The 22,056-nt window shown below is 41.3% G+C and carries 24 protein-coding genes and 2 tRNA genes; 15 read left to right on the top strand and 11 right to left on the bottom strand.

The genetic code is table 11. The features are described from left to right. Positions 1-185: 185 nt before the first annotated feature. On the bottom strand, positions 186-839 hold the full coding sequence (locus RMX69_RS28360; RefSeq protein WP_322639420.1) for a TraX family protein: 654 nt from the start codon (positions 837-839) through the stop codon (positions 186-188). A 169-nt stretch (positions 840-1,008) separates the two neighbouring features. Between RMX69_RS28360 and RMX69_RS28365 the strand changes: the two genes are divergently transcribed. The 3 genes from RMX69_RS28365 to RMX69_RS28375 all read left to right on the top strand — a co-directional run bounded on the left by RMX69_RS28365 (position 1,009) and on the right by RMX69_RS28375 (position 1,924). Then, complete coding sequence (locus tag RMX69_RS28365; protein WP_289794951.1) at positions 1,009-1,587, top strand: hypothetical protein; 579 nt, start codon at positions 1,009-1,011, stop codon at positions 1,585-1,587. Positions 1,588-1,774: 187 nt separating this feature from the next. Next, positions 1,775-1,850: transfer RNA gene (locus RMX69_RS28370), tRNA-Met, on the top strand. After that, positions 1,850-1,924, top strand: a tRNA-Met gene (locus tag RMX69_RS28375). Before RMX69_RS28370 ends, RMX69_RS28375 begins: the two co-directional genes overlap by 1 nt. 586 nt (positions 1,925-2,510) lie before the next feature. On the opposite strand, the gene RMX69_RS28380 is transcribed toward RMX69_RS28375, so the two are convergent. Continuing rightward, complete coding sequence (locus RMX69_RS28380; protein ID WP_176727130.1) at positions 2,511-2,663, bottom strand: hypothetical protein; 153 nt, start codon at positions 2,661-2,663, stop codon at positions 2,511-2,513. Positions 2,664-2,710: 47 nt separating this feature from the next. Here RMX69_RS28380 and RMX69_RS28385 point away from each other — a divergent pair, with 47 nt between their 5' ends. The 12 genes from RMX69_RS28385 (at position 2,711) to RMX69_RS28440 (ending at position 11,967) form a co-directional block, all read left to right on the top strand. Next, positions 2,711-4,237 carry a slipin family protein gene (locus RMX69_RS28385; protein ID WP_322639434.1) on the top strand — a complete coding sequence of 509 codons (1,527 nt, stop codon included), beginning with the start codon at positions 2,711-2,713 and terminating at the stop codon, positions 4,235-4,237. 214 nt (positions 4,238-4,451) lie between these two features. Continuing rightward, positions 4,452-5,387 (top strand): DNA adenine methylase, encoded by a 936-nt coding sequence (locus RMX69_RS28390; RefSeq protein WP_322639421.1) that lies wholly within the window; start codon positions 4,452-4,454, stop codon positions 5,385-5,387. Further along, positions 5,362-6,105, top strand: a complete 744-nt coding sequence (locus RMX69_RS28395) for an HNH endonuclease (RefSeq protein ID WP_322639422.1) — start codon at positions 5,362-5,364, stop codon at positions 6,103-6,105. Before RMX69_RS28390 ends, RMX69_RS28395 begins: the two co-directional genes overlap by 26 nt. Before the next feature lie 137 nt (positions 6,106-6,242). Continuing rightward, positions 6,243-7,166, top strand: coding sequence for a polyphosphate kinase 2 (ppk2, locus tag RMX69_RS28400; RefSeq protein ID WP_322639423.1), 924 nt, complete (start codon positions 6,243-6,245; stop codon positions 7,164-7,166). Positions 7,167-7,317: 151 nt separating this feature from the next. After that, complete coding sequence (locus RMX69_RS28405; RefSeq protein ID WP_322639424.1) at positions 7,318-7,740, top strand: hypothetical protein; 423 nt, start codon at positions 7,318-7,320, stop codon at positions 7,738-7,740. 337 nt (positions 7,741-8,077) lie between these two features. After that, positions 8,078-8,563, top strand: coding sequence for a type II toxin-antitoxin system VapC family toxin (locus RMX69_RS28410; protein ID WP_322639425.1), 486 nt, complete (start codon positions 8,078-8,080; stop codon positions 8,561-8,563). Continuing rightward, a complete protein-coding gene (locus RMX69_RS28415; RefSeq protein ID WP_289794944.1) occupies positions 8,550-8,750 on the top strand; it encodes a hypothetical protein in 201 nt (66 codons plus the stop codon). The genes RMX69_RS28410 and RMX69_RS28415 overlap by 14 nt, the downstream gene beginning before the upstream one ends. 521 nt (positions 8,751-9,271) lie before the next feature. Beyond that, entirely contained in the window at positions 9,272-9,487 is a 216-nt protein-coding gene (locus RMX69_RS28420) for a hypothetical protein (RefSeq protein WP_069073121.1), read from the top strand. Beyond that, positions 9,484-9,891: a type II toxin-antitoxin system VapC family toxin gene (locus RMX69_RS28425; RefSeq protein ID WP_322639426.1), complete on the top strand. Its 408-nt coding sequence runs from the start codon at positions 9,484-9,486 to the stop codon at positions 9,889-9,891. Before RMX69_RS28420 ends, RMX69_RS28425 begins: the two co-directional genes overlap by 4 nt. A 187-nt stretch (positions 9,892-10,078) precedes the next feature. Next, positions 10,079-10,342: a hypothetical protein gene (locus tag RMX69_RS28430; protein ID WP_322639435.1), complete on the top strand. Its 264-nt coding sequence runs from the start codon at positions 10,079-10,081 to the stop codon at positions 10,340-10,342. After that, positions 10,326-10,664: a type II toxin-antitoxin system RelE/ParE family toxin gene (locus RMX69_RS28435; protein ID WP_322639427.1), complete on the top strand. Its 339-nt coding sequence runs from the start codon at positions 10,326-10,328 to the stop codon at positions 10,662-10,664. The genes RMX69_RS28430 and RMX69_RS28435 overlap by 17 nt, the downstream gene beginning before the upstream one ends. Positions 10,665-11,202: 538 nt before the next feature. Further along, positions 11,203-11,967 (top strand): hypothetical protein, encoded by a 765-nt coding sequence (locus RMX69_RS28440; RefSeq protein WP_322639428.1) that lies wholly within the window; start codon positions 11,203-11,205, stop codon positions 11,965-11,967. 285 nt (positions 11,968-12,252) lie between these two features. On the opposite strand, the gene RMX69_RS28445 is transcribed toward RMX69_RS28440, so the two are convergent. The 9 genes from RMX69_RS28445 to nifB all read right to left on the bottom strand — a co-directional run bounded on the left by RMX69_RS28445 (position 12,253) and on the right by nifB (position 20,985). Beyond that, complete coding sequence (locus RMX69_RS28445) at positions 12,253-12,675, bottom strand: type II toxin-antitoxin system VapC family toxin (RefSeq protein ID WP_322639429.1); 423 nt, start codon at positions 12,673-12,675, stop codon at positions 12,253-12,255. Then, on the bottom strand, positions 12,672-12,911 hold the full coding sequence (locus RMX69_RS28450) for a DUF2281 domain-containing protein (RefSeq protein ID WP_322639430.1): 240 nt from the start codon (positions 12,909-12,911) through the stop codon (positions 12,672-12,674). The genes RMX69_RS28445 and RMX69_RS28450 overlap by 4 nt, the downstream gene beginning before the upstream one ends. Positions 12,912-13,216: 305 nt before the next feature. Next, the gene (gene nifD / locus RMX69_RS28455; protein ID WP_322639431.1) at positions 13,217-14,677 is read right to left on the bottom strand and encodes a nitrogenase molybdenum-iron protein alpha chain; all 1,461 of its coding nucleotides are present in this window, start codon (positions 14,675-14,677) and stop codon (positions 13,217-13,219) included. Positions 14,678-14,832: 155 nt separating this feature from the next. After that, positions 14,833-15,717, bottom strand: a complete 885-nt coding sequence (gene nifH, locus RMX69_RS28460) for a nitrogenase iron protein (RefSeq protein WP_069073115.1) — start codon at positions 15,715-15,717, stop codon at positions 14,833-14,835. A 349-nt stretch (positions 15,718-16,066) separates the two neighbouring features. After that, positions 16,067-16,423: a globin gene (locus RMX69_RS28465; protein ID WP_069073114.1), complete on the bottom strand. Its 357-nt coding sequence runs from the start codon at positions 16,421-16,423 to the stop codon at positions 16,067-16,069. A gap of 277 nt (positions 16,424-16,700) precedes the next feature. Beyond that, the gene (gene nifU / locus RMX69_RS28470; RefSeq protein WP_069073113.1) at positions 16,701-17,600 is read right to left on the bottom strand and encodes a Fe-S cluster assembly protein NifU; all 900 of its coding nucleotides are present in this window, start codon (positions 17,598-17,600) and stop codon (positions 16,701-16,703) included. 90 nt (positions 17,601-17,690) lie between these two features. Beyond that, positions 17,691-18,899, bottom strand: coding sequence for a cysteine desulfurase NifS (nifS, locus tag RMX69_RS28475; RefSeq protein ID WP_322639432.1), 1,209 nt, complete (start codon positions 18,897-18,899; stop codon positions 17,691-17,693). 154 nt (positions 18,900-19,053) lie between these two features. Next, positions 19,054-19,410 (bottom strand): 4Fe-4S binding protein, encoded by a 357-nt coding sequence (locus tag RMX69_RS28480; RefSeq protein ID WP_289794935.1) that lies wholly within the window; start codon positions 19,408-19,410, stop codon positions 19,054-19,056. A gap of 129 nt (positions 19,411-19,539) precedes the next feature. Continuing rightward, entirely contained in the window at positions 19,540-20,985 is a 1,446-nt protein-coding gene (nifB, locus tag RMX69_RS28485; protein ID WP_322639433.1) for a nitrogenase cofactor biosynthesis protein NifB, read from the bottom strand. Positions 20,986-22,056 lie beyond the last annotated feature (1,071 nt).

Here is a 22,056-nt window from a genome sequence, read left to right on the forward strand (position 1 = left end):
TGCTCCCTGCTCCCCTGCTGTCTTTATGATGATCTCACAAAATCGCATTGCTCCCAGATGGAATACACTATAATTTGCCTATGATCAAACCTTAGCGTAGGCTTAGCCCGCACTTCGGCTCATTTCGGCTACGCTCAATGACCAACGCTCAGTGACACCGTAGACATCGCTGATAAATCATAAATCTACCTGGAATATATTAAATAATTGATTATTCCTAAGATTATTAAATGAGCCGGGTAAAACACATAGAACCATCTAGTTCGTGAACCTTGTTTACCATTGAATTGAAAAACAATGAGTCCTGCAAAAACTGCCCAACCTTGAGATATATTAATCATAGATAGGATTACTAAAGTAAAAAAGTGAAAGATGCACCAGTAGAGCAACCATATTTTGGGCTTTATTTTGTCTGTAAGGGACATCAAGAAAATTACTCCAATCCCATAAGCTCCATAGGAAAAGTCCAACTTCTCGGCAACTACTGCACACAATCCAATAATTATTGATTGCTGCCATAATTGCGGGTAACGCTTTACTAAGCGCAACATCACAAGTCCAAGAACAAGCGTGTAAAGAATATTAAATGATAACCTCTGGAAAATAAAACTATAGATTGGCTGAGATATAATTGCTGTAATTAATAGCCTACTTCCATAGCGGTAAACATTTTTGGTGTGTTTTTCGCCTTTCGCCAAGAGCCATGCAAAAAGGGGAAAGCTCAATCGCCCCAAAAAATGCAAAATTAGAAACTCTGGCATTAGCAAATAGCACACATGATCCATAACCATGAACACTACTGCTAAGATTTTAATGTTAAAAGCTGAAACTTTAATCACAACGTTACAATTACCTTATTAGATTCGTTAATATAAAATATCTAAAACTTTATTTATTTAATATAAGAGTTATTCAAAATCCTAGCAATTTGATAACATTAACAAAAAGGGCAATATCTACGAAGGGCTGTTTAGTGACACCCTCTTTAGCAGAGATAACAAAAACACTATGGCAAAGCGTAAGAAAAGCAATCTCCAGTGGATTAAAGAAACGCTTGAACTAAAACCTGACCATCGCTGGGAATCTCCATCAGGCTACAAAATATTTGTCGCAGATAGAGGCGCTGTTCGCTTCAATGTTCCCCAGGATTGGGTTTTTGAGCCACAAGAGAAATCTTTCAAGTTCATGGATAAAAAACCGCCCAACGATGATTGCTGCCTAGAAGTATCTTTCAATCGTCTGCCACCCAATGACTGGAGCCAGTTTCCGCTAAAATCTACCTTGAAGAAAGTCTTGGAAGACGACAGCCGCAACATCATTGAGAGGGGAGAAATTATTACCGTCAAGCGTCAAACCGCCAGAATTGTCTGGACAGAGATGAAGTTCATTGATGTTCAAGAAGAACCACGGGAAGCTTTTTCGCGGACTTGCATTGGTTTGGGGTCGAATGTTCAGTGCTTGATTACATTCGATTATTGGGCAGATCAAGCAGAACAATTAATACCTGTTTGGGATGAAGCGATGCGTAGCCTAACGCTAGGGTTATATATTCGTGACCCCATGACTGGTTTAGCTTTCCCAGACTGAGTTACAAGAATGAATTGAGGCGATATTTACGATGGGCGTAGTTGTAGCACCTCACAATTTCTATATGCTAAATTTGGAGCGGGATAGTAACAAAGTTACAAAGCTATTGTTTAGGTTCTATATGCCTAACTGGTGCGCCAAGCTTTTGCATAAGCGTATACCGCCGAGTCCTTTAAACTATACCATCGTTTGATTAGCTCAGTTGGTAGAGCGATCGACTCATAATCGATGGGTCACAGGTTCGAGTCCTGTATCAAACTCCAGGAAGTTAGCTCACTGGTAGAGCAATCGACTCATAATCGATGTGTTGTAGGTTCGATTCCTATACTTTCACCCAAAACCCTGTCCGGGTCAAAAGACACTACCCTTTTAAGGTAGCCAATATGGTACGGATCTTAACAGATTCGAGACCCCTCATTTTCTCAACTCTGCGTGCAAGTGTTTTGCTGTCGGTCATCACTCATAAGGGTAATGTTCGGTAGCCACAGTTAAGGAGTAAGCGCAACTGCATTTTTCCCTAACTTGAGTATGTTCCTTCCTTTCCTACATCTAGTTTTCCTTCGGGATTCTAGATTGGCAAACGAACGGCATATTTGAGCGCGGTTATTTTTTTCTAGATTGCCATTGAGTAGTCGGGGAAAAATAACAGCAATCTTAATCCAGCTTTGGAGAAGCTTTTGCCCACACCTGAACTGTAAACACTTGCACTAGCAGAGTTAAAAAATATTTTGTAGTATTATAGTAGTACGAATAGCTAAAACAAATCCTTGAGCCTTTTTCTACAAGGTTGCAAACTTCAATAATTCCTATATTCAAGCTGTAATATGGTATCTGTCAAATCACCCATAATAAGCAGTTTGTAGTGGGGACTTCAGTCCTCAAAGCTAGGACTAAATTCCTTACTACGAACTAACATTTTTATTCTATTTGATTAATCCAGACATCGTAGAAGATGACAAGTTTTCTTGCAGGTGGTATTTAAGTTTAAAGAAGGTTATAAATGTCTTGACTAAATATTCTTGGCTAGTTGCGTTGGCGTAGCCCGTCGTAGACATCGCTACGCCAGTCGCAAGCATCGCCTAGCTTATCTAAAATATCGTGCAAATTATCTATGCAAATTACTATGTGGCAAACGTTTTATATCAAACCTAACGAAATCGGCATCTTATATCACCGCAGTGACTTTAAGAAAATTTTGCAACCTGGTACGCATACATATTTAGGTCGGCATTGGCAAGTAAAAATTTATGATCTCAATCAGCCACTAGCTCAGATTGAAAATCTAGAACTGTTGTTGCGAAGTTACGAAGCCGAACTACAACAACATTTATTGATTATCAGAACTGCATTCAACCAAGTTGCGTTAGTCCGCTACGGTCAGAATTGGGTAAGCGTTGCACCAAATAAATTGATTGCTTTTTGGCGTGGTTTTATTGAGGTAGAGTCTCATATATTCAATTTGGAAGAAAGCTTAGAATTACCTAGTTCCTTTGTACAGCAATTGCGCTCAGTTGCGTTGAATGGACTGAAAAAGTTCCAAATCTCCGAGTATGAGATTGGTTTACTATATCTGCAAAACAATTTTGTGCGACCTCTAGAACCAGGAGAGTATGCTTTTTGGTCGGTAGATAGAGATGTTACAGTCCGAACTCTCAGCCGAATTATCCCTAACCCAGATTTTCCCCTGGAAGATGTACTCATTGAAAAACATCCCGATTTTATTGCTGCCTACTGTCAAACCGTGCAATTACAGACTTCGCAAGTTGCAATTGTGCGCTATCGAGGTAAAGTGATTTCTATTTTGCCGCCCACAAGCCGCAAACTATTTTGGCAAGGTGTTGCAGTGGAAATTCTCGACATCAGCGGTGATGCTCAGTTACAGCCTGCCTTAGTGGCTGAGTTGGTTGAGGGTTCAACAGAAGTGAAATTGCTCAGTCGTAACTGTTTGCATATTTGCCAAGTTCCAGCACAACACGTGGGACTAGTATACATTAATCAAGAGTTTCAAGGATTGCGATCGCCAGGAGTACACGCTTGGTGGTTATTTGGCCGCTCTTTTCAAACCGAAGCTATCGACCTGCGACTCCAAAATATGGAAGTATCCGGTCAAGACATCCTCTCTAAAGATAAAGTACCTCTGCGGTTGAATTTGACGGCTGGCTTTCGCATACTCGACCCATTGAGGGCAAAAAACGGGTTATCAGATATTTCTGGTTATTTGTACAAAGAATTACAATTTGCTTTGCGTGGTGCGGTTGGCGAACGCAACTTAGATGCTTTATTAGAAGATAAAGGTGCAATTGATAGAAGCATCTCTGAATACATCCGCCAAAAAGCCGCAGACTATGGGATTGAAGTAGATTCTGTAGGTGTAAAAGATATTATTTTACCTGGTGAAATTAAGGCTATCTTGAGCAAAGTAGTGGAGGCAGAAAAAACCGCTCAAGCAAACGTAGTCAGACGTAGAGAAGAAACTGCTGCTACTCGTAGTATGTTAAATACTGCCAAAGTCATGGAGGATAACCCCGTTGCGTTGCGTTTAAAGGAACTCGAAGTATTAGAGCGGATTGCAGAGAAGATCGATCGCATTCAAGTTAACGGCAGCTTGGATAGTATTTTAACAGACTTGATTCGGATGAATCCGCAATGATTTAGTTATTAAAAGCGATCGCACAAACCAAGTGTTGAGTTATCTAGCGTTAATTACCGCGTCTGCTAGATGCAACGATTTCTTATTTGCGATCGTTTTTATCTATTGGTTATTCCAAAAACGATTAAAATGCAGCTTTTGCCAGCATAATGATTTCGCTTCAACAACTCTATTATCGTGATAGAGTTATTAGATAATTTGTTATCTATTTGAGATGACTAGCCTCCCACATCCAATTCAATATCAAGGCAGTAAAAGAAATCTAGCTTCAGACATTCTCAGATTTCTACCCACAAGAGTTGAGAGACTGGTAGAGCCATTTTCAGGAACTGCTGCAATTAGTATTGCTGTCTCTAATAAAGGAATTTCACAAAATTTTTGGATTAACGATCTAAATAAACCTCTAGTTGATCTACTAGAGTTAATTGTAGAAGAACCAGATGAAATAGCAGATGCTTATACCAATATCTGGAATGAACAGCAAGATAATTCTGTAGAACACTTTTATCAAACCAGAGAAAGATTCAATAAAACTAACAATCCAAAGCTTTTTCTATACTTGTTGGCTCGATGTGTAAAAGGCGCTGTACGATATAACTCTGAAGGGTTCTTTAATCAAAGCCCTGACAAAAGGCGAAAGGGAACCCAACCTGAAAAAATGAGGAAAAATATAAAAGGAGTTTCTAGACTTCTTAAGGGAAAGTGTATATTTACACACTTAGATTATAAAGATGTTCTAGCTGAAGTTAAAAATAGTGATTTTGTTTATATAGACCCACCATATCAAGGTGTATGTGGTAATAGAGATTCAAGATATTATTGTGGGATTAATTTTGATGATTTCGTTATAGCGCTCAAAGAGTTGAATTGCAAGGGAATCATGTTTGCAGTTAGCTATGATGGCAAACGAGGAAATAAAACCTTTGGTAATGAATTACCTAAAGAATTAAGACTAAAGAAAATTGAAATTGAAGTTGGACGCTCGTCTCAATCAACATTATTAGGTAGACAAGAAATTACAGTAGAGTCTTTGTATTTATCATCAAGTTTATTGCGCGATCGCAATTTAGATGTGGAGAACTATATTAGCAAGGCACATAAACAGATTACTCTTTTGGAACAGCATGGACAGTTATCAACAGCACCCTGACTTACCTGATGATTTCGTACAACTTTGTCAGTCAGTAACCGCTAAAAGACCAAAAGCTGTTCTCGATCATATTTTGCAATATGGTTTTGTAACAACAGAGGAGTTGAAAGAAAGATATGGCTACAATCATCCTCCCAGAGCGGCTAGAGATGTTAGAGAACATGGAATTCCTCTAGAAACATTTCGCGTTACAGGAACTGATGGAAGGAGAATAGCTGCTTATAAATTTGGAGATATCAGTAAGGCTAGATTTTCTAGGCTATCTGGTAGAACAGGTTTATCCAAGCAGTTGAAGGATGAATTGATCAAGAGATATGGCTGTAAGTGCTTCATTTACTTGGAGAAAGTTGATAAGCGCGAATTACAAATCGATCACCGCATTCCTTTTGAAATTGACGGAGAGCCAGAGCTAGTGGCTGAAAGCTTTATGTTACTTTGTAGTTCAGCTAATCGGGCAAAATCTTGGTCATGTGAGCATTGTGAAAATTGGAAAAGTATAAAAGATAAATCTATTTGCTTATCATGCTATTGGGCATATCCAGAAAGTTACACGCATATTGCGATGCAACAAGTTAGGAGGATAGACCTTATGTGGCAAGGGGAGAATATTGAAATTTATGAAAAATTAAAACAAAAAGCAGTAAGATTAAACAAAGAAATACCTGAATTCATCAAAGAGATTATTGAACGAGAAATTAAGCAAAGCGGTGACAGCTAATACTATTTTAATTTTAAACTCTCACTAATAGAAAGTAAGGTAAACAGAAGCAGAAGGGAAAGAGAAAAATCCTTATCTAAGCTATACTTCATAGATAAACTCTAATTATGCCGATTAAATAGCATGGAGTCCTTACAATGTCAATTGATGAAGTGAAAAACCAGCAAAATAATGGTCTAGTTCAACCCTCTACAGACTTAATAGAAAACCTAATGAAGGCAAAAGACAAGAACAAATCTAAAAAATCAAAACGGATTTTTGATGGTAGTACTGAAGCTTTTGCCAAGAAAATTCCCAAAAAGACTTTTGAAACGGAACTAGAGAAACTCCAGATTGAGCTAGTCAAAATGCAATACTGGATTAAGCACACTGGCTATCGGGTTGTCGTCATCTTTGAAGGGCGCGATGCTGCCGGCAAAGGAGGAGTAATTAAACGCATTGCCGATCCACTCAATCCTCGTGGCTGTCGTGTAGTGGCTCTGGGAACTCCCTCTGATCGCGAGAAAACTCAGTGGTATTTTCAACGTTACGTCCAACATCTTCCCACATCCGGCGAAATAGTCCTTTTCGATCGCAGTTGGTACAACCGAGCCGGAGTTGAAAAAGTAATGGGCTTTTGTACTGAAGCAGAATATCTAGAATTCATGCAATCTTGCCCAGAATTTGAACGAATGCTGGTGCGATCGGGCATTGTTTTAATCAAGTACTGGTTCTCCGTCAGCGATGAAGAACAAGAAAAACGCTTTCTTTCTCGCAGTCACGATCCCGCAAGGCGCTGGAAACTCAGCCCAATGGATTTGGAATCACGCGATCGCTGGGTAGAATACTCCAAAGCAAAAGATACCATGTTTGCTTACACGAATATTCCCGAAGCTCCCTGGTTTACCATTGAAGCAGATGATAAAAGACGAGCGCGGCTCAACTGCATTCATCATTTGTTGAGCAAAGTTCCTTACGAAGACATGACACCTCCTCCCTTAGACCTTCCATCTAGACCCGTGGCTGAGGATTATGTTCGCGCCCCACGTAATGAGCAGTTCTTTGTCCCTCAAGTGTATTGAACAACATTCCTGAGTCGAAACTATGGAGTACAGCGACTTTACTCTAGAAAAAGTTTCGGCTATTTTGGGAATCACCACCCAAGAAGCTAAATCTAATGATTCATAACGTATTTTTTGGAACAATGATAACCACAACTTAACGTACTGAAAGATGAGCCATTTTCTAACACTTGTGATTGTTGATCGCACAGAAGCAAACCCAAGCAAAAAGGCTAAAGAATTGATGCTGCCATATTTTGAAACGGATGAAGATAATCCATCTTTGCAAGCAAAATGTGACGGATTTGCTATTGGTGGTCAGTATGATGGCTTAATTTGGGGTAAGGAGCAGCATTACAATCTCAACCCAGAAGAATTTCAACATCGATACGGGCTAGATATTGTGCAATCAGAAGACAATATTCGTCCTATCTCTGCCCTAATGTCTGACTTAGTTTCATACGCTATCGTTACGCCTGATGGAAAGTGGCACGATCGTGAAGGAAAGTCCAATGAAGAATGGCTAGAAAAGTTCCGAAGTCTTTTACGCCAATATCAAGACAATATAGTGGTTGCGATTGATTGTCATTGTTGATTAAAGGGATTTTGGCAAAGTACCGGGATTGTTAATTGAGGATTGAACGATTTAATGCGTAGGCGCAGCCCGTCGTAGACATCGCATCCCCTAATCACGCGATCGCCACCGGAAAAGGCGGGTATGCGATCGCAAGCTGGTTGTCGAAGAATGTAGTCGCACCAACAGTCTACTTCTTATCCATCTCACACACAATCTCTAAATGTTATCGAGTGAAGGCGATGTCTACGACGGGCAATTCGGTGTCGCTTAGGTGCTAAATTAAAGACGGTAATATTGGAGTATCAGGGATTACCAAAGATAGTCAAGCCGTTTATTTATGTAGCTCCTTACTGCAATGAAGCCGAAAGTTTACATTGAAACATCCATTCCCAGTTTTTATTACGAAGCACGTACTGAACCTAATATGGTGGCGCGGCGGCAGTGGACACGAGAATGGTGGAGCAATGCAAGTGATAACTATGTGCTTGTAACTAGTCTTGCGGTGCTGGATGAACTTAATCGAGGTAACTTTCCTGGAAAAAGCGAGGCAATAGAACTGATTAGTAGCTTGTTATTTATCTCGATTGAATCTGCGATTGCTGAAATCGTTGAAGTGTATATTCAGCAACACCTGATGCCCAGCGATCCGCTTGGAGATGCACTACATCTTGCCCTGGCTTCGTATCATAAATGTGATTTTCTATTGACTTGGAATTGTCGCCACTTGGCAAATGCTAACAAGTTTGGGCATATTCGACGGCTAAACGTTATGCTGGGGTTATACGTTCCAACACTAGTTACGCCATTAGAGTTAATAGGAGCGCAAAATGACGAAGAATGATGAAGCAATCAACCAAATACGTAAAATTCGCCACATAATATCTCAGGAAAATGGACATAACCCTGATAAATTGGTGGATTACTACATTGAACTTCAGAAGCAATATCCCCATCTTATTCATTACAAAGAGCAGCATACAAAAGTTTTAGAATCCGCAGTACAACAAGGTGTTGAAGCCGAAGCCTAGAAGCGATCATCAATCAAGTTCGCAAATTTATCTACGTAGGACGATGGAGAATGTTAGTGCGATGTCTACAACGAGCTATTCGGCATCGCACTATCTCGTAAATTAGTTTTATTGACGCGCAATCATCGGGATTTTAGCAAAGTAGCCGGACTGTTAATTGAGGTAGTAACAGTTTAATGCAACACCGAATAGCCCGTCGCAGACATCACCTAGTCTATAGTCGAGTGAGGGCGATCGCAACAACACTCTACTTCTTTTACTGCGATCGCACTATCTCATAAATTAGTTTTATTAACACGCAATCATAGGGATTTGGGCAAAGTAGCCGGACTGTTAATTGAGGTAGTAACAGTTTAATGCGACACCGAATAGCCCGTCGTAGACATCGCCTAGTTGATTGTCGAGTGAGAGCGATCGCTCATAAAGGCAATTAAATCATCATTATCTTCGAGAAAGTTGCCACCCCTTACTTTAACTCGTTATTCTTCAGATAGGCGTGATGCAGTAAGGGAAAACCTCAAATGTCAACTAATGTTTCTCTGGAAGAACGTCTCGCGGCTGTCGAAGCGGCGGTGACGGAGTTGCAAAAACAAGTAGCGGCTTCTCAACCAACTAATTGGCTGCAACAAATTACAGCTTCCTTCAAAGACGAGCCTGCGTTTGAAGAGGTACTCGCTTATGGACGTGCGATTCGTCAAGGCGACGAGCCAATAATCGAAATTCAGGATGAGCTATGAAATATTTGTTGGATACAGATCATTTAAGTATTATCCAGCGACAGATGGGGCAAGATTACATCAATCTTTCAACCCGCATGGCTCAATATCCACTATCAGATTTTGCAATTTCAATTGTTACATTTCACGAACAACTTCTTGGTAGCCATACATATATTAGTCGCGCTCGTAACGATAGTGAAGTTGTTAAGGGTTATGAGATGATGGTACGTCTTGTAAATGATTTCAAGGTTCTACCGCTTGTGTCATTTGATGCTGATGCTGCTACTGCATTGAGTCAATTACAAGCTAAACGCATTCAACTTGCAAGAATGGATTCGCGGATTGCGGCGATCGCACTATCTCGTAAATTAGTTTTATTAACGCGCAATCATCGGGATTTGGGCAAAGTACCGGATTGTTAATTGAAGATTGGACGGTTTATGCGACACCGAATAGCCCGTCGTAGACATCGCTACACTGATCAACTTATTGTGTATCTCACAGATAATCTTGAAGAGCGATCGCTCTTCAAATTTTGCAATTTTCAGTTGTGACAGTTCTCTAACGCTAGTTGGTAGAATTAAGGAAATACCAACCTAGATGCAACTTATGATCAGAACCATCGAAGGCATTTATCAGGATGGGCAAATTCAGCTAACTGAGCTACCGCAAGATATTAGCGATCGCTCTCAAGTTCTCGTTACCTTTCTCGATCTCAGCAAAATTGATCCAAGCAAGCTACGCCAACTGATCGAGCAGTTGGAGACAATTGCAGGTATTGGGCAAGGCTTCGAGGAACTCAACGCCAGTCAAACTCGCCCTATTGGGGATTTCGTCCAAGAAATGCAGCAAAAGTATGGCATTTCAAGTTGAGATTACCCCAATTGCGGAAGCTCAGATTGAGCAAGCATATCGCTGGTATCGAGAGCAAAATCCTGAATTTGCTGATCGTTGGTTTCGAGGATTGATGAATGCTATTGCTACGCTACAAGAGAAGCCTCAACGCTGTACCTTAGCAGTCGAACATGAGATTTTTCCAGAAGAAGTACGCCAACTCCTTTATGGGAAAGCCAAAAATGTATATCGAGTGCTTTTTACAATTAGAGATACCACAGTTTATGTGTTGTATGTGCGTCATACTGCTCAAGCACTACTGACAATAGATGACCTAGAGGAGCTAGAAGGTGGAGTTTAGAATTTCAAGGCGATCGCAACAACACTCTACTTCTTTTACTGCGATCGCCTAGTTTATTGTCGAGTGAGGGCGTAGGCATAGCCCGTCGCAGACATCGCTAAAACGGGTTACTTCTTGTGCATATCACACATAATATCTAATATGTTGTCCATTTATAATGATCGCAGTTCAACTCGCTGTAAAAAAGCGAGGATTTTTTAGTGCAATCATTTCTTATGCAGAATCCTTATACAGTAATAGATGTAGTACTGATTAAGGTAATATGCAAAAAAATTCTAGCTATCCGCAGAGGATATAAATCAAAATGGCGCATACAACAGACTCAATTTCTGTCGAATATTGACATAGGGATATTAGATGGTAAAATTCTGTATAACCACCCCAAATTAGATAATTATACGGAAAATTCTGTATAATATTGAAATATAGTTATTAGATAGAAAAATTCCAGATAATTATCCCAAATCGGTTAATTCGGAAAGTTTTAGTCTAATGAATAGTTAGACAAAGAATCAATATTAAGCTGAGGACATAATAGATGGAACCTGACCTTAAAAAAGTAGACAAGTCTGGACTTAAAGACACAGTTGAAATTTTTCAAGGCTTTCTAAATATTCTTCGAGATTCTTCAATATTTTTAATATTTCTGCTACTTTTACTAAATCCTGTGATTATCAATCAAATTTTAAAAAAAGCTGGTTTTGTAGAAGGAGAAATAGTTGGCTTTAAGTGGAAAACCCAGCTTGAAAAAACTGATAGCGAATTAATTGAGGCTACACGTCAAATTGATAGCTTAAAGCAGAGACTCAAAGAATCAAATAACACCATCTCTAAGGTGAGTGAAGATGTAAAAAATAAAGATCAAAGAATTGAAGAACAGATAAACAAAAATAAGGAAGCCGTTCAAGAAGCAACGTCTGTTAATTTGGGAATACAAAGTACATTACAAGCCAATACTCCACTTTTAAATCCAGGAGTAAATAAACCACTTGATTCTCTAGTCAATATTGTCAACGAATATAAAATACAAATCTTCTATAACCAAAGTAAATCTGACGAAAAAACAGTAGCTTTGGCAATAAAAGATGCTTTAGAGGGAGCAGGTGTTAAATCTACTATTCAAGTTCTTCCTCAAGTTGACAAAGCATCTTCCGATCAAATTCGATACTTTGCCAAGAATGAGAGAGAAGTAGCATATGCTTTGCAAAATATACTAGGAGAAGCTTACCCTAAGCGCAGTTTTAAGTTGCAAACTGTTTATACTCCATCTCCCGGATTAATTTCAATCTTTTTAAAGTTCTAGCAATTTAAAGATTCGCTGCTCAATTTAGCCATTATGCACCATTTAATCTAAAAAATCGTCATTTAAGATAGTCTTTTCTTTTACAGTTATTCTTTAAGCAAAATGCAAGCAAAATCTAAAAACCAGACTTCATAAGAGTTATACTGTCTAAAGCATCAAAACAGATTGTTCCTAAATAACCCTGCAACTCGCATTTAGGCTAGAAATAGACTCTTTTTTCTCCCGCCACCAAAAAACCTTGCATTATATGATGTTGAGGTGCGATCGCAGTTTTTAACCCTGTTCTTACAAATCTTCTGGCATAATCACAGAAATTAATTGATTACGATTCTTCCGATAAATTCTAAAATCGCTATCAAATGTTAGCAACTCACTTTCAGTATACAGTTCTGTCATTTTCACCAAACACGCATCTGCTAACGACATTGGAACTGACTGATATTGCCGCAGTAATTCTTTAATCACTGCCGCTTCTTCACTCAAGCACATCGAAATTAATATCTTTCCCTCGTCCAGTAAAGACATCACCGTTTCTTGACCACCGTAAATATTTCGCAACAAAAAACAAGTCTCTACAATCACAGGCTCACAAGTGAGTAAAGGCTGCTCAATTGTAGCTAACGTGTTAATTACCCAGGTATGAAGATGCTCTCTGCGATTAATAAAGGCTACTAATGGGCCAGTATCGATGATGACTCGCTGCTTCATTCAGTTCCTAAACCTTCCAAATATTGTTTGTTCGTCGCCAAATCACCGGGGCCACCATCAACGTAACCTGCAAATTGTTGAGCAGCTTCCAAAAAGGAAATAGGCTCAATTTGTTCAATCTTTGTATAATTTTGTGCTAGCTGACTTTGCAAAAACTCAATAAAATCTAAGACCTCTTGTTGCTTCTCTGGCGGGAGCGATCGCATTTTTTCAGTAGCAGTTTGTATAATACTCAAAACAACCTCCAGACGTTATTTATCCATCTTTTTAGCGTCCAATCACTTCAGTCTAGCAGGCTAACACTTTGTGGATCAAATGGATAAAAGCTCCTGGGGTGGATGCAAACTTTATCTGGTGTTGCTCAATTTAGCTGCTACGCTATATTTAATCTAAAAAATCGTCATTTTAAATAGTCTTTCATTTTACAGTTTTTCTTTGAGCAAAATGCAATAAAAATCTAAAAACCAGATTACATAAGAGTTATACTGTCTAAGGCATAAAAATAGATTGTTCCTAGATAACCCTGCAACTCAGATTTAGGCTAGAAATAGGTTATTTTTTCTCTCGCTGCTAAAAAATCTTGGATTATATGATGTTTAGGAGCGTTGGCGCGTAGCCCGCCGTAGGCATCGCTAGGTTCGGAGTAATCCCAAGAGTGCATTTGACGGAAAGGTAGACCCATCTTTTGGAAGACGTACTTCTCTTTCACACCAGAAGCTACCAAATCAGGCTTCAGCGCTTTGATAAATTCCTCGAATTCGTAAGCGGTAACGTCGTCATAAACGATGGTGCCGTTTTCGATGTAGTGAGTGGTACGTTTGTAGTCGTCATTATGAGCGAACTCATAACCTGTACCAATCATCTTCATGCCCAAGTCTTGGAAAGCTGGGACAACGTGACGAGGACGTAGACCACCAACCATGATGGCTACAGTCTTACCATCCAAACGAGGGCGGTACTTAGCAATTACCGCATCCATTGTGGGCTGATACTTGGCGATAACTTTCTCAGCGTTTGCTTGGATTGTTTCGTCAAACTTGGAAGCGATTTCCCGTAAAGATTCAGCAATCTTGGTGGGGCCGAAGAAGTTGTATTCCAACCAGGGTATACCGTAAGCTTCTTCCATGTGACGGCTGATGTAGTTCATCGACCGGTAACAGTGGATGAGGTTCATCTTCACATTAGGGGTCATCAACATTTCGTTGATGGTGCCATCACCTGACCATTGAGCGACTACGCGCAAGCCGATTTCTTCTAATAGGATGCGGCTAGCCCAAGCATCTCCACCGATGTTGTAGTCACCAATGATGGCTACATCATAAGGAGTACCTTCAAACTGAAGTGTACCGTCTTTTTTCGCTTTGTCTGCTCTGGTGAACACCCAGTCACGAACCATGTCGTTCGCAATGTGGTGTCCTAAAGATTGGGAAACACCACGGAAGCCTTCGCAACGCACAGGTACAACTGGCTTACCAATTTCTTTGGATGTCTTACGAGCAACAGCTTCGATGTCATCCCCAATTAGACCGATGGGGCATTCAGATTGAATGGAAACACCACGGTTGAGGGGGAAAAGTACATCAAGTTCTTGGATTAGCTTGACAAGTTTCTTGTCACCACCAAACACGATATCTCTTTCTTGGAAGTCGGAGGTGAAGTGCATTGTACCAAAGGTATCAATACCTGTGGTGCCGATGTAGTAGTTACGACGACCAGACCAAGACCAGTAACCGCAACCTACAGGCCCGTGGCTGATGTGGATCATGTCCTTAATAGGACCCCAAACCACACCTTTAGAACCGGCGTAAGCACAACCACGAGCGGTCATTACCCCAGGAAGGGATTTGATGTTAGACTTAACGCCGCAGTCGGACTTACCTTCTTCGTATACACTTAAGTGCTTTTCCCGTTTTTTCTTAGCTTTATCGGGGTAAGCGTCTAGAACTTCTTTAATTAGTTCTTTTCTTTCTTCGATGATGTTTTGATTTTCTGGAGGTGTCATATTTAGCCTCTGTGACTCGTAAGGATCGGGGCATAGGGGGACTAGGAGTCCCCTCTAAGGTTAGGGGGGAGATGCAAGGGAGAGGATAAAAGGGAAGATATGAAACTCTTCCTTTTTCCTTGTGCTAAATCGTTATTTCTTAGCGCCTACTTAGACTAAGCTTGAGTAGCAGTCTGAGCAACCAACTTAGCAGTATTTTCTTCGCTTTCGAGAATACCGAATTCAATCAACAATTCTTCTAGTTCTTCCATTTCGATGGGTGTAGGAATAGCCAGGTTTTTGTTGTTGATGATCTTGGTAGCCAATGTCCGATATTCGTTAGCTTGGTTGCTTTCTGGTGCGTATTCGTTAACGGTCATACGGCGCAATTCAGCGTGTTGAACAATGTTGTCACGGGGTACGTAGTGAATCATTTGGGTGTTCAACCGTTTTGCCAAGGTTTCGATCAATTCGATTTCTCGGTCAGTGTTACGGCTGTTACAAATCAAACCACCCAAACGCACGCCACCTGTGTGAGCATACTTAAGAACACCACGAGCGATGTTGTTAGCAGCGTACATCGCCATCATTTCACCTGATGTTACGATGTAGATTTCTTGTGCCTTGCCTTCACGGATTGGCATAGCGAAACCACCGCACACAACGTCACCTAACACGTCGTAAGATACGAAGTCTAGGTCTTGGTAAGCACCGTTTTCTTCTAAGAAGTTGATGGCGGTGATGATACCACGACCGGCGCAACCTACACCGGGTTCTGGACCACCAGATTCTACGCAACGAACGTTACGGAAACCGGTTAACATTACTTCTTCTAGTTCGATATCTTCTACTGCACCACGTTCTGCGGCGAGGTGAAGAACGGTTGTTTGAGCTTTGCTGTGCAGCATCAAACGGGTGGAGTCAGCTTTAGGGTCGCAACCGACGATGAGGATGCGTTGACCCATTTCTGCCATAGCTGCTAAGGTATTTTGAGAGGTGGTAGATTTACCGATACCGCCTTTACCGTAGAAAGCTATCTGTCTTATGTTTTCTTCTGTCATGGTTCTTGTTTCCCTGCAATTGGTTGGTTGGTGGGTCTGTGCGTTTGTCAGTTGCGTTCACGCCAGTTGAGCGACAGTAGTGAGCGCGTGTAGAGCATCGTTGGTACCGTTGGCATAAATGCCTGCTGGGGGCGATCGCTCCACAGCCAAAATTATTGACAGTAAGTTCATCGATCTTCCTCGTTAAAATTTTTTTCTTTTGATTTTTTGTCCTTTGTCCTTTGTCATTTGTTTTGACAAAGAACAAAGAAAAATACGCAATTTACAAATACGTCATAATGTGTTTCAGCTTGCAAGATTCAATAGGACTTGATGTTGTTATTTGTCAACAATCAATGCATAAGTCCTATTACTTGTTCAAGATAGCGCCCTTCATTTTTGTGACGCGATCTAGTGCAGCTTTGGTGTCATCTGCTGACACGCCACGCACAGCCATTGCTTCACCGAGATGCTTGGCGATCGCATCGAAGTGTGGTTGCTGTAGATTCAATCCTGCGTGGGTTTTGTCCATTGGACGACCGCCGTATTGCTTTGGCCCTTCAAATATTTGAGCTAAGAAAGCAACTAGATGATTGCGTTGCTTCGCCATGTCTGTACCAGCAAAAACGGGAGCGAGGAGGCTGTCTGTAGCAATGCGTTTGTGGAGTTCATCTACTACTTGTTCAATAGCCGGTTGTCCACCAATGTTGTCGTACAATGTACTCATATCCTGTTCCTTTGAAGCGAGTTGGATGATGAAATTTGCAAGTAGGCGCTTAATCTTTTTGCCTATATGCTGTTAGCCGTCATAGTGGTAGGAGTACCAATTCGTAATTCGTAATTCGTAATACCTCGACTTCGCTCGGCACAAGTTCGTAATTAAGAGAGAATTGGTATGAAGCATTGATGTGGAGACAATTATATGGTTCAAATCCTACTTTCTGTTCCTGGCTGAATGCATATTAGGGCGTATTTGTAGAATACGTTAAGTCCTACAGCAATTCCTAAACTGCTTCGACTACAAGGCTCTTGCTGACACGATCTTGTAATCTGGCTTCGATCGCAATTTTCAGAGTTGCTGTACTACTAGAACAGGAACCGCAAGCACCTTGCAGTACAACTTTAACGCGATCGCCTTCTACATCATAGAGTTCTACATCTCCCCCGTCTGCAATCAGTACGGGTCTGACTTCTTCATCAAGAACCTTTTGAATTAGAGCAATCTTTTGGACGTTTGTTAGCGCTCGTTCCTTAGATGTAACAATTTCTGTGGCAACTTGTACGCCGTAATTGTTGAGAGCAGGTGAGGCGTATTCCTGTTGAACTGATCTAATAATATCATCAATGTTCGCTAGACAGGAACCGCATCCGCCACCAGCTTTTACATAATTTGTTACTTGTTCGGCATCCGTGAGATGATTTTCTAGAATCACACGACGAATTTTAGATTCGCTGATGCCAAAGCAACTGCAAACTAATGCACCTTCATCATCATCATCGTGGGTAGCTAGAGGAATGCCACGATAATTGTAGATAGCGGCTTCTAGCGCTTCTTGTCCCATAACAGAGCAATGCATCTTTGCTTCTGGCAAACCACCAAGGTAATCTGCAATGTCTTTATTGGACACTTTCAAAGCTTCGTCTAAGGTTAAACCTTTGACCATTTCGGTTAATGCACTAGAAGATGCGATCGCACTAGTACAACCAAAGGTTTGAAAGCGAGCATCTAGAATTTTATCAGATTCTACTTCCACTTTCAGGTGCAATCTCAGAGCATCACCGCAAGCAATGCTGCCGATTTCGCCCGTTGCAACCTTAACTCCAGCTTCGCCCGTTTCTTCAATTTCTCCCTGATTTTTGGGATCGTAAAACAGTTCTAATACTTTATCGGTGTAGTCCCACATATTTAGTTCTGAGTAATGAGTAATGAGTAATGAGTGGGGACAGGTGATAGGGAATAATCTGTTCCCTGTAACCTGTAACCTATTGCCTAATTAACGATGAGCTAGTGCTTGTTCTTGTCCTTGCAACCAACCTGCGTCATCATTTTTGAAGGGTGAGAGGGCGCGTAAACGTTCTACAATACCGGGCATTACCTCTATTACTTGATCGATTTCGGCAACGGTTGTGTAGCGACAAAGACTGAAGCGAATAGAACCGTGCAAAGTTGTATAGGGTAAGCCCATTGCCCGCAGGACGTGGGAAGGTTCTAGAGAACCGGAGGTACAAGCAGAACCGGATGATGCACAGATACCGTATTTGTTCAATAACAGTAAAATTGCTTCACCTTCGATGTACTTGAAGCCGATATTAGTTGTGTTTGGCAATCTCTGCGTAACGTCACCGTTAACGACACAATCGGGAATTTTAGCTAGTAAAGTTTGTTCGAGGCGATCGCGCAGTTTTCTTTCTCTTGCCGTCGCTTCTTCTAAGTGTAACAGTTCTAGTTCAGCAGCTTTGCCCAAGGCGATAATTGCTGGAACATTCTCAGTTCCCGCCCTACGTCCGCGTTCTTGGTGTCCCCCAATTATGAAGGGACGGAACCGAACCCCGCGCCGGATATACAAAGCACCAATTCCTTTAGGCCCGTGCAGCTTGTGACCAGACAAGGTTAACATATCGATGGTGCTAGTCTTCATATTCAGAGGGATTTTTCCCACTGCTTGCACCGCATCTACATGGAAGATAGCGCCATATTCTTTAACGCGCAACCCAATTTGTTCAATCGGGAAAATCGTCCCAGTTTCGTTATTAGCATACATAATTGTCACCAGGGCGGTGTTACCCGTCAAGGAAGCTTCTAGTTCATCTAGATCCAGCTGCCCTTGATTATTTACTGATAGATAGGTAACACTATAACCTTGGGTTTCTAATTGTTTGCAGACATTGAGTACTGCTGGATGTTCAACTTGGGTAGTGACGATATGTCGCTTTTCAGGTTGCGCTAACAGTGCGGCTCGAATCGCCGCGTTATCTCCCTCAGTTCCACAACTTGTGTAGACAATTTCAGACTCATCGGCTCCCAGGATGGCTGCAAGTTGTTCTCTTGCGGTTCTCACTGCTTTACCGACTTGCCCACCAAAGGTATGCATACTGGAGGGATTGCCGTAATAATCTGTGAGGTAAGGTAGCATTACCTCTATAACTTCTGGGTCTACCTTAGTGGTGGCATTATTATCGAGATAGATGCAGTTATTTTGCATTGTTGTCTTCAATTAAGAATTAGGAATTATTTAGGGATTACCAAGAAATAAATTATCCAATCTTGTGGGGTGGACATCTTGTCCGCCCTTAGTCACGGGCACTCGTGTCGCCCACCCCACAAGAAAAGTTGGGTCTTTTTTATTTGGAAGTCCCTTAAGCTTCTGCTACCATTTTTTGGGGTTGGCGCTTTTGCAACTGTTCAGAGTATTTCTGGGAATAACAGTTAAACCAACGTTCCCAGTAATCTTGTTTATTTGTTAATTTAGCGACTACGCGGTTGTAATTAGCAAACCAGCCTTCCCAATAATCGCTAGGCTGCTTAACGCAACCGTTGCAGGTGGGACAACCAGCTTTACACTGGGGCATGGTATGAATACTACCAATACAGTTTGTACAAAGTTCAGGGTCAATCCAGTGCTGTCCATCAACCACTTTTACTGCATTTGTCGGACATACCGTTAGACAGAGATTGCAGGAAATACACTGGCTAGTAAGAATTTTGTAAGCCATGATTATTCTCCTTTCTGGGGTAAGGGGTATTGGGCATTGGGCATTGGGGAGGCAGTGCCGTAGGCAAGAGGCGACTGGCGGCATTGGGGATAATTATTGTTCTATTCCCCATGCCCCATGCCCTATTCCCTAATTACCTAATTCCTTAACGTATTGCTCGTAGAACTCCAAAGCAACCTTTTCAATTACGTCGTAAGCTTCAATTGTCTTGATTCCAGCTTCTTGCAATTTTTCTTGAGGACAGTTACCAATCTTGGAGACTAAAACTGCTTTGCAATCTGCGATCGCTTTCATAATATGCTCAAAGGAAGCTTCTTCGCCGTATCCACCTTGGCAATATTGGTCAATTTTACGATGACCGATAAAGCGAACTTCGTTTCCACCCACTTCGTAAATTTGGAATTCTTTTGCATGGCCGAAGTGTTGGTTAACTAATCCGCCGCCTTTGGTTGCTACTGCAACTAAAACTTTCGGACTATTGGCAACTTTCTTACCAGCTAGCGCTTTATCTTTGGCTACTTTAAGTTCTTCTTTAAACTTCTCAATTCCTTCGTGAACAGTAGCGCGTTGTTCCATGTCATATTCGGGAGTCATTTCCAAGAATTTCTCTTTGGAAAACTCTTGGCTGCGGTCTTCTCCCAACAATCCGACTGCATCGGCACGACACTGGCGACAGTGGCGCATCATTTTCATGTTACCGGAGCAGTTGTCTTGAACTTCTTTGAGTTCTTTAGGTGTGGGACCGCGTTGACCGGTTAAACCGAAGTGTGTGCCATGTTCTGGTGCAGAAATCAATGGCATGATGTTGTGCAAGAATGCACCTTTCTCACGGATGACTCGATTCACTTCAACTAAGTGATGGTCATTAATTCCGGGAATCATCACGGAGTTGACTTTGCACAAGATGTCAGCATCTTTTAGGGCTTGCAATCCTTCCATTTGTCTTTCGTGGAGGATTTTTGCACCTTCAAGACCTCTGTAACGCTTGCGTTTGTAGTGAACCCAAGGATAAATCAATGCACCGATCTCTGGATCTACCATGTTAATGGTGATCGTCACGTGATCTATATTTAATTGTTTAATGCGATCGATGTAGTCTGGCAGCATTAAACCATTGGTTGATAAGCACAGCTTGATGTCTGGTGCTTGCTCTGCAATCAACTCAAATGTGCGGAAGGTTTTTTCTGGGTTCGCTAATGGGTCGCCAGGGCCGGCAATTCCCACAACTGTCATTTGGGGAATCTTACCACCAATGACCAAAGCTTTGTGTGCTGCTTCTTCTGGTGTTAGTAATTCGCTAACTACTCCAGGACGGCTTTCGTTAGCGCAATCATATTTGCGGTTGCAATAGTTGCATTGAATGTTGCAAGCTGGTGCAACTGCAACGTGCATCCGGGCGTAGTGGTGATGAGCGTCTTCGCTGTAGCAGGGATGTTTAGCAATGCGTTCTTGGAGCTTTTCGTCCCTTTCCACGGTGGTGCTGGTGGTGCTGTCACAGCCGCAACCACCTGATTTTGCTTGGGTTGGCGATTCCGTAGCGTTGGAGTTGAGGAGTCGTGTAGACGGTGATGTCATTGAGTTTCGCAAAAGGTCGGTGGACTTGGCTGCCACTGTGGGAGATGCTGTTGCTACTCTTTCATGCCCAGAATTGAAGTCGCGTCTTCCACACTGCCTGCAAACCCTTGGGTTCGGGCGACTTATTTTCAAGTCAGACAGGCGATAGATATCTGATGTTCGGCTGGTGTGTGTCAACGTTCGGTTCTTGGGTAGAATTTGTGCTTACAGCCGCGACTTCTCTTCACTTCAGGCATGGTGCTATGTCATCCCTCCACTCACCCTTCGCTTTGTTTTGTTTCAGAGCGTTAGGTGATTGGCGATATAAGATTTATAGCAGCCGTCTCCCAGCCAGATATTGCGTCTCTCTAGGATAGAATTTATTGGATTTATTACTTTTGTACTCAAATACTAAAAACCCTAATTCTTCAAGCATTACAAGAATTAAAAAAGTTTTTTTCGGGTAGGGGTTCTAGTATTTTTTGGTTGGGGTTCTAGTGTTTATATATAGGGGTTCAGGATTTCTTTGTACTCAGCTAAAACCTAATCCCAGCAAAGAATTTAATCTATTTGCAACTAGGTTTTGGTTTTTTAAATGTGTACTCAGACTACCCTCAATTTCCGTCAAAAGCAATAAATGCCAAGGGTTTGAGGGTGAAAAACTGGAGTAATCTATGTTGTTTTACTCCAGAAACGTGCGAAATTCAATTCTGTATCTAACATATCATTTTTTTGAGGGTAAAAATGCACTTCATATTTTTTTAATTTTTGCTTTGACAATCATATTCAATTGTGGTTGTAAGCCTTGTGTGATAAGCGATGTGAGGTAATGAAAATAGGTGTGTTGCTGCATATCATTTTCAAAAAACTTAACTTTTAACTCTTTTTTTTCATTCCCACAATGAGGAGATGGGTAGGAACCTGTCGGATTTTGTGTTTAAGAGAAACAACAAACTATAATCTAACATGATTGAGCGATCGCAATGAATTTTCTGAATTGCTCATTACAAACCTTAGCAAAAAACCTCACCCCCTAACCCGGATTTATCACCACACCTCTTAAAGCCTGCGCAAGTGCCGGGGAGAAGTAAT

It is taken from the genome of Nostoc sp. EspVER01 (assembly GCF_034530635.1).
GTDB lineage: Bacteria > Cyanobacteriota > Cyanobacteriia > Cyanobacteriales > Nostocaceae > Nostoc.

What these genes read in the sequence shown, in the direction of transcription:
- RMX69_RS28405 (WP_322639424.1), top strand. Translation starts at nt 7,318, where the DNA reads ATGAGCCATTTTCTAACACTTGTGATTGTTGATCGCACAGAAGCAAAC.
- RMX69_RS28380 (WP_176727130.1), bottom strand. Translation starts at nt 2,663, where the DNA reads ATGCTTGCGACTGGCGTAGCGATGTCTACGACGGGCTACGCCAACGCA.
- RMX69_RS28465 (WP_069073114.1), bottom strand. Translation starts at nt 16,423, where the DNA reads ATGAGTACATTGTACGACAACATTGGTGGACAACCGGCTATTGAACAA.
- RMX69_RS28410 (WP_322639425.1), top strand. Translation starts at nt 8,078, where the DNA reads ATGAAGCCGAAAGTTTACATTGAAACATCCATTCCCAGTTTTTATTAC.
- ppk2 (WP_322639423.1), top strand. Translation starts at nt 6,243, where the DNA reads ATGTCAATTGATGAAGTGAAAAACCAGCAAAATAATGGTCTAGTTCAA.
- nifU (WP_069073113.1), bottom strand. Translation starts at nt 17,600, where the DNA reads ATGTGGGACTACACCGATAAAGTATTAGAACTGTTTTACGATCCCAAA.
- nifB (WP_322639433.1), bottom strand. Translation starts at nt 20,985, where the DNA reads ATGACATCACCGTCTACACGACTCCTCAACTCCAACGCTACGGAATCG.
- RMX69_RS28430 (WP_322639435.1), top strand. Translation starts at nt 10,079, where the DNA reads ATGATCAGAACCATCGAAGGCATTTATCAGGATGGGCAAATTCAGCTA.
- RMX69_RS28390 (WP_322639421.1), top strand. Translation starts at nt 4,452, where the DNA reads ATGACTAGCCTCCCACATCCAATTCAATATCAAGGCAGTAAAAGAAAT.
- nifH (WP_069073115.1), bottom strand. Translation starts at nt 15,717, where the DNA reads ATGACAGAAGAAAACATAAGACAGATAGCTTTCTACGGTAAAGGCGGT.
- RMX69_RS28435 (WP_322639427.1), top strand. Translation starts at nt 10,326, where the DNA reads ATGGCATTTCAAGTTGAGATTACCCCAATTGCGGAAGCTCAGATTGAG.
- RMX69_RS28395 (WP_322639422.1), top strand. Translation starts at nt 5,362, where the DNA reads ATGGACAGTTATCAACAGCACCCTGACTTACCTGATGATTTCGTACAA.
- RMX69_RS28365 (WP_289794951.1), top strand. Translation starts at nt 1,009, where the DNA reads ATGGCAAAGCGTAAGAAAAGCAATCTCCAGTGGATTAAAGAAACGCTT.
- RMX69_RS28445 (WP_322639429.1), bottom strand. Translation starts at nt 12,675, where the DNA reads ATGAAGCAGCGAGTCATCATCGATACTGGCCCATTAGTAGCCTTTATT.
- RMX69_RS28420 (WP_069073121.1), top strand. Translation starts at nt 9,272, where the DNA reads ATGTCAACTAATGTTTCTCTGGAAGAACGTCTCGCGGCTGTCGAAGCG.
- RMX69_RS28480 (WP_289794935.1), bottom strand. Translation starts at nt 19,410, where the DNA reads ATGGCTTACAAAATTCTTACTAGCCAGTGTATTTCCTGCAATCTCTGT.
- RMX69_RS28425 (WP_322639426.1), top strand. Translation starts at nt 9,484, where the DNA reads ATGAAATATTTGTTGGATACAGATCATTTAAGTATTATCCAGCGACAG.
- RMX69_RS28440 (WP_322639428.1), top strand. Translation starts at nt 11,203, where the DNA reads ATGGAACCTGACCTTAAAAAAGTAGACAAGTCTGGACTTAAAGACACA.
- nifD (WP_322639431.1), bottom strand. Translation starts at nt 14,677, where the DNA reads ATGACACCTCCAGAAAATCAAAACATCATCGAAGAAAGAAAAGAACTA.
- RMX69_RS28385 (WP_322639434.1), top strand. Translation starts at nt 2,711, where the DNA reads ATGTGGCAAACGTTTTATATCAAACCTAACGAAATCGGCATCTTATAT.
- nifS (WP_322639432.1), bottom strand. Translation starts at nt 18,899, where the DNA reads ATGCAAAATAACTGCATCTATCTCGATAATAATGCCACCACTAAGGTA.
- RMX69_RS28415 (WP_289794944.1), top strand. Translation starts at nt 8,550, where the DNA reads ATGACGAAGAATGATGAAGCAATCAACCAAATACGTAAAATTCGCCAC.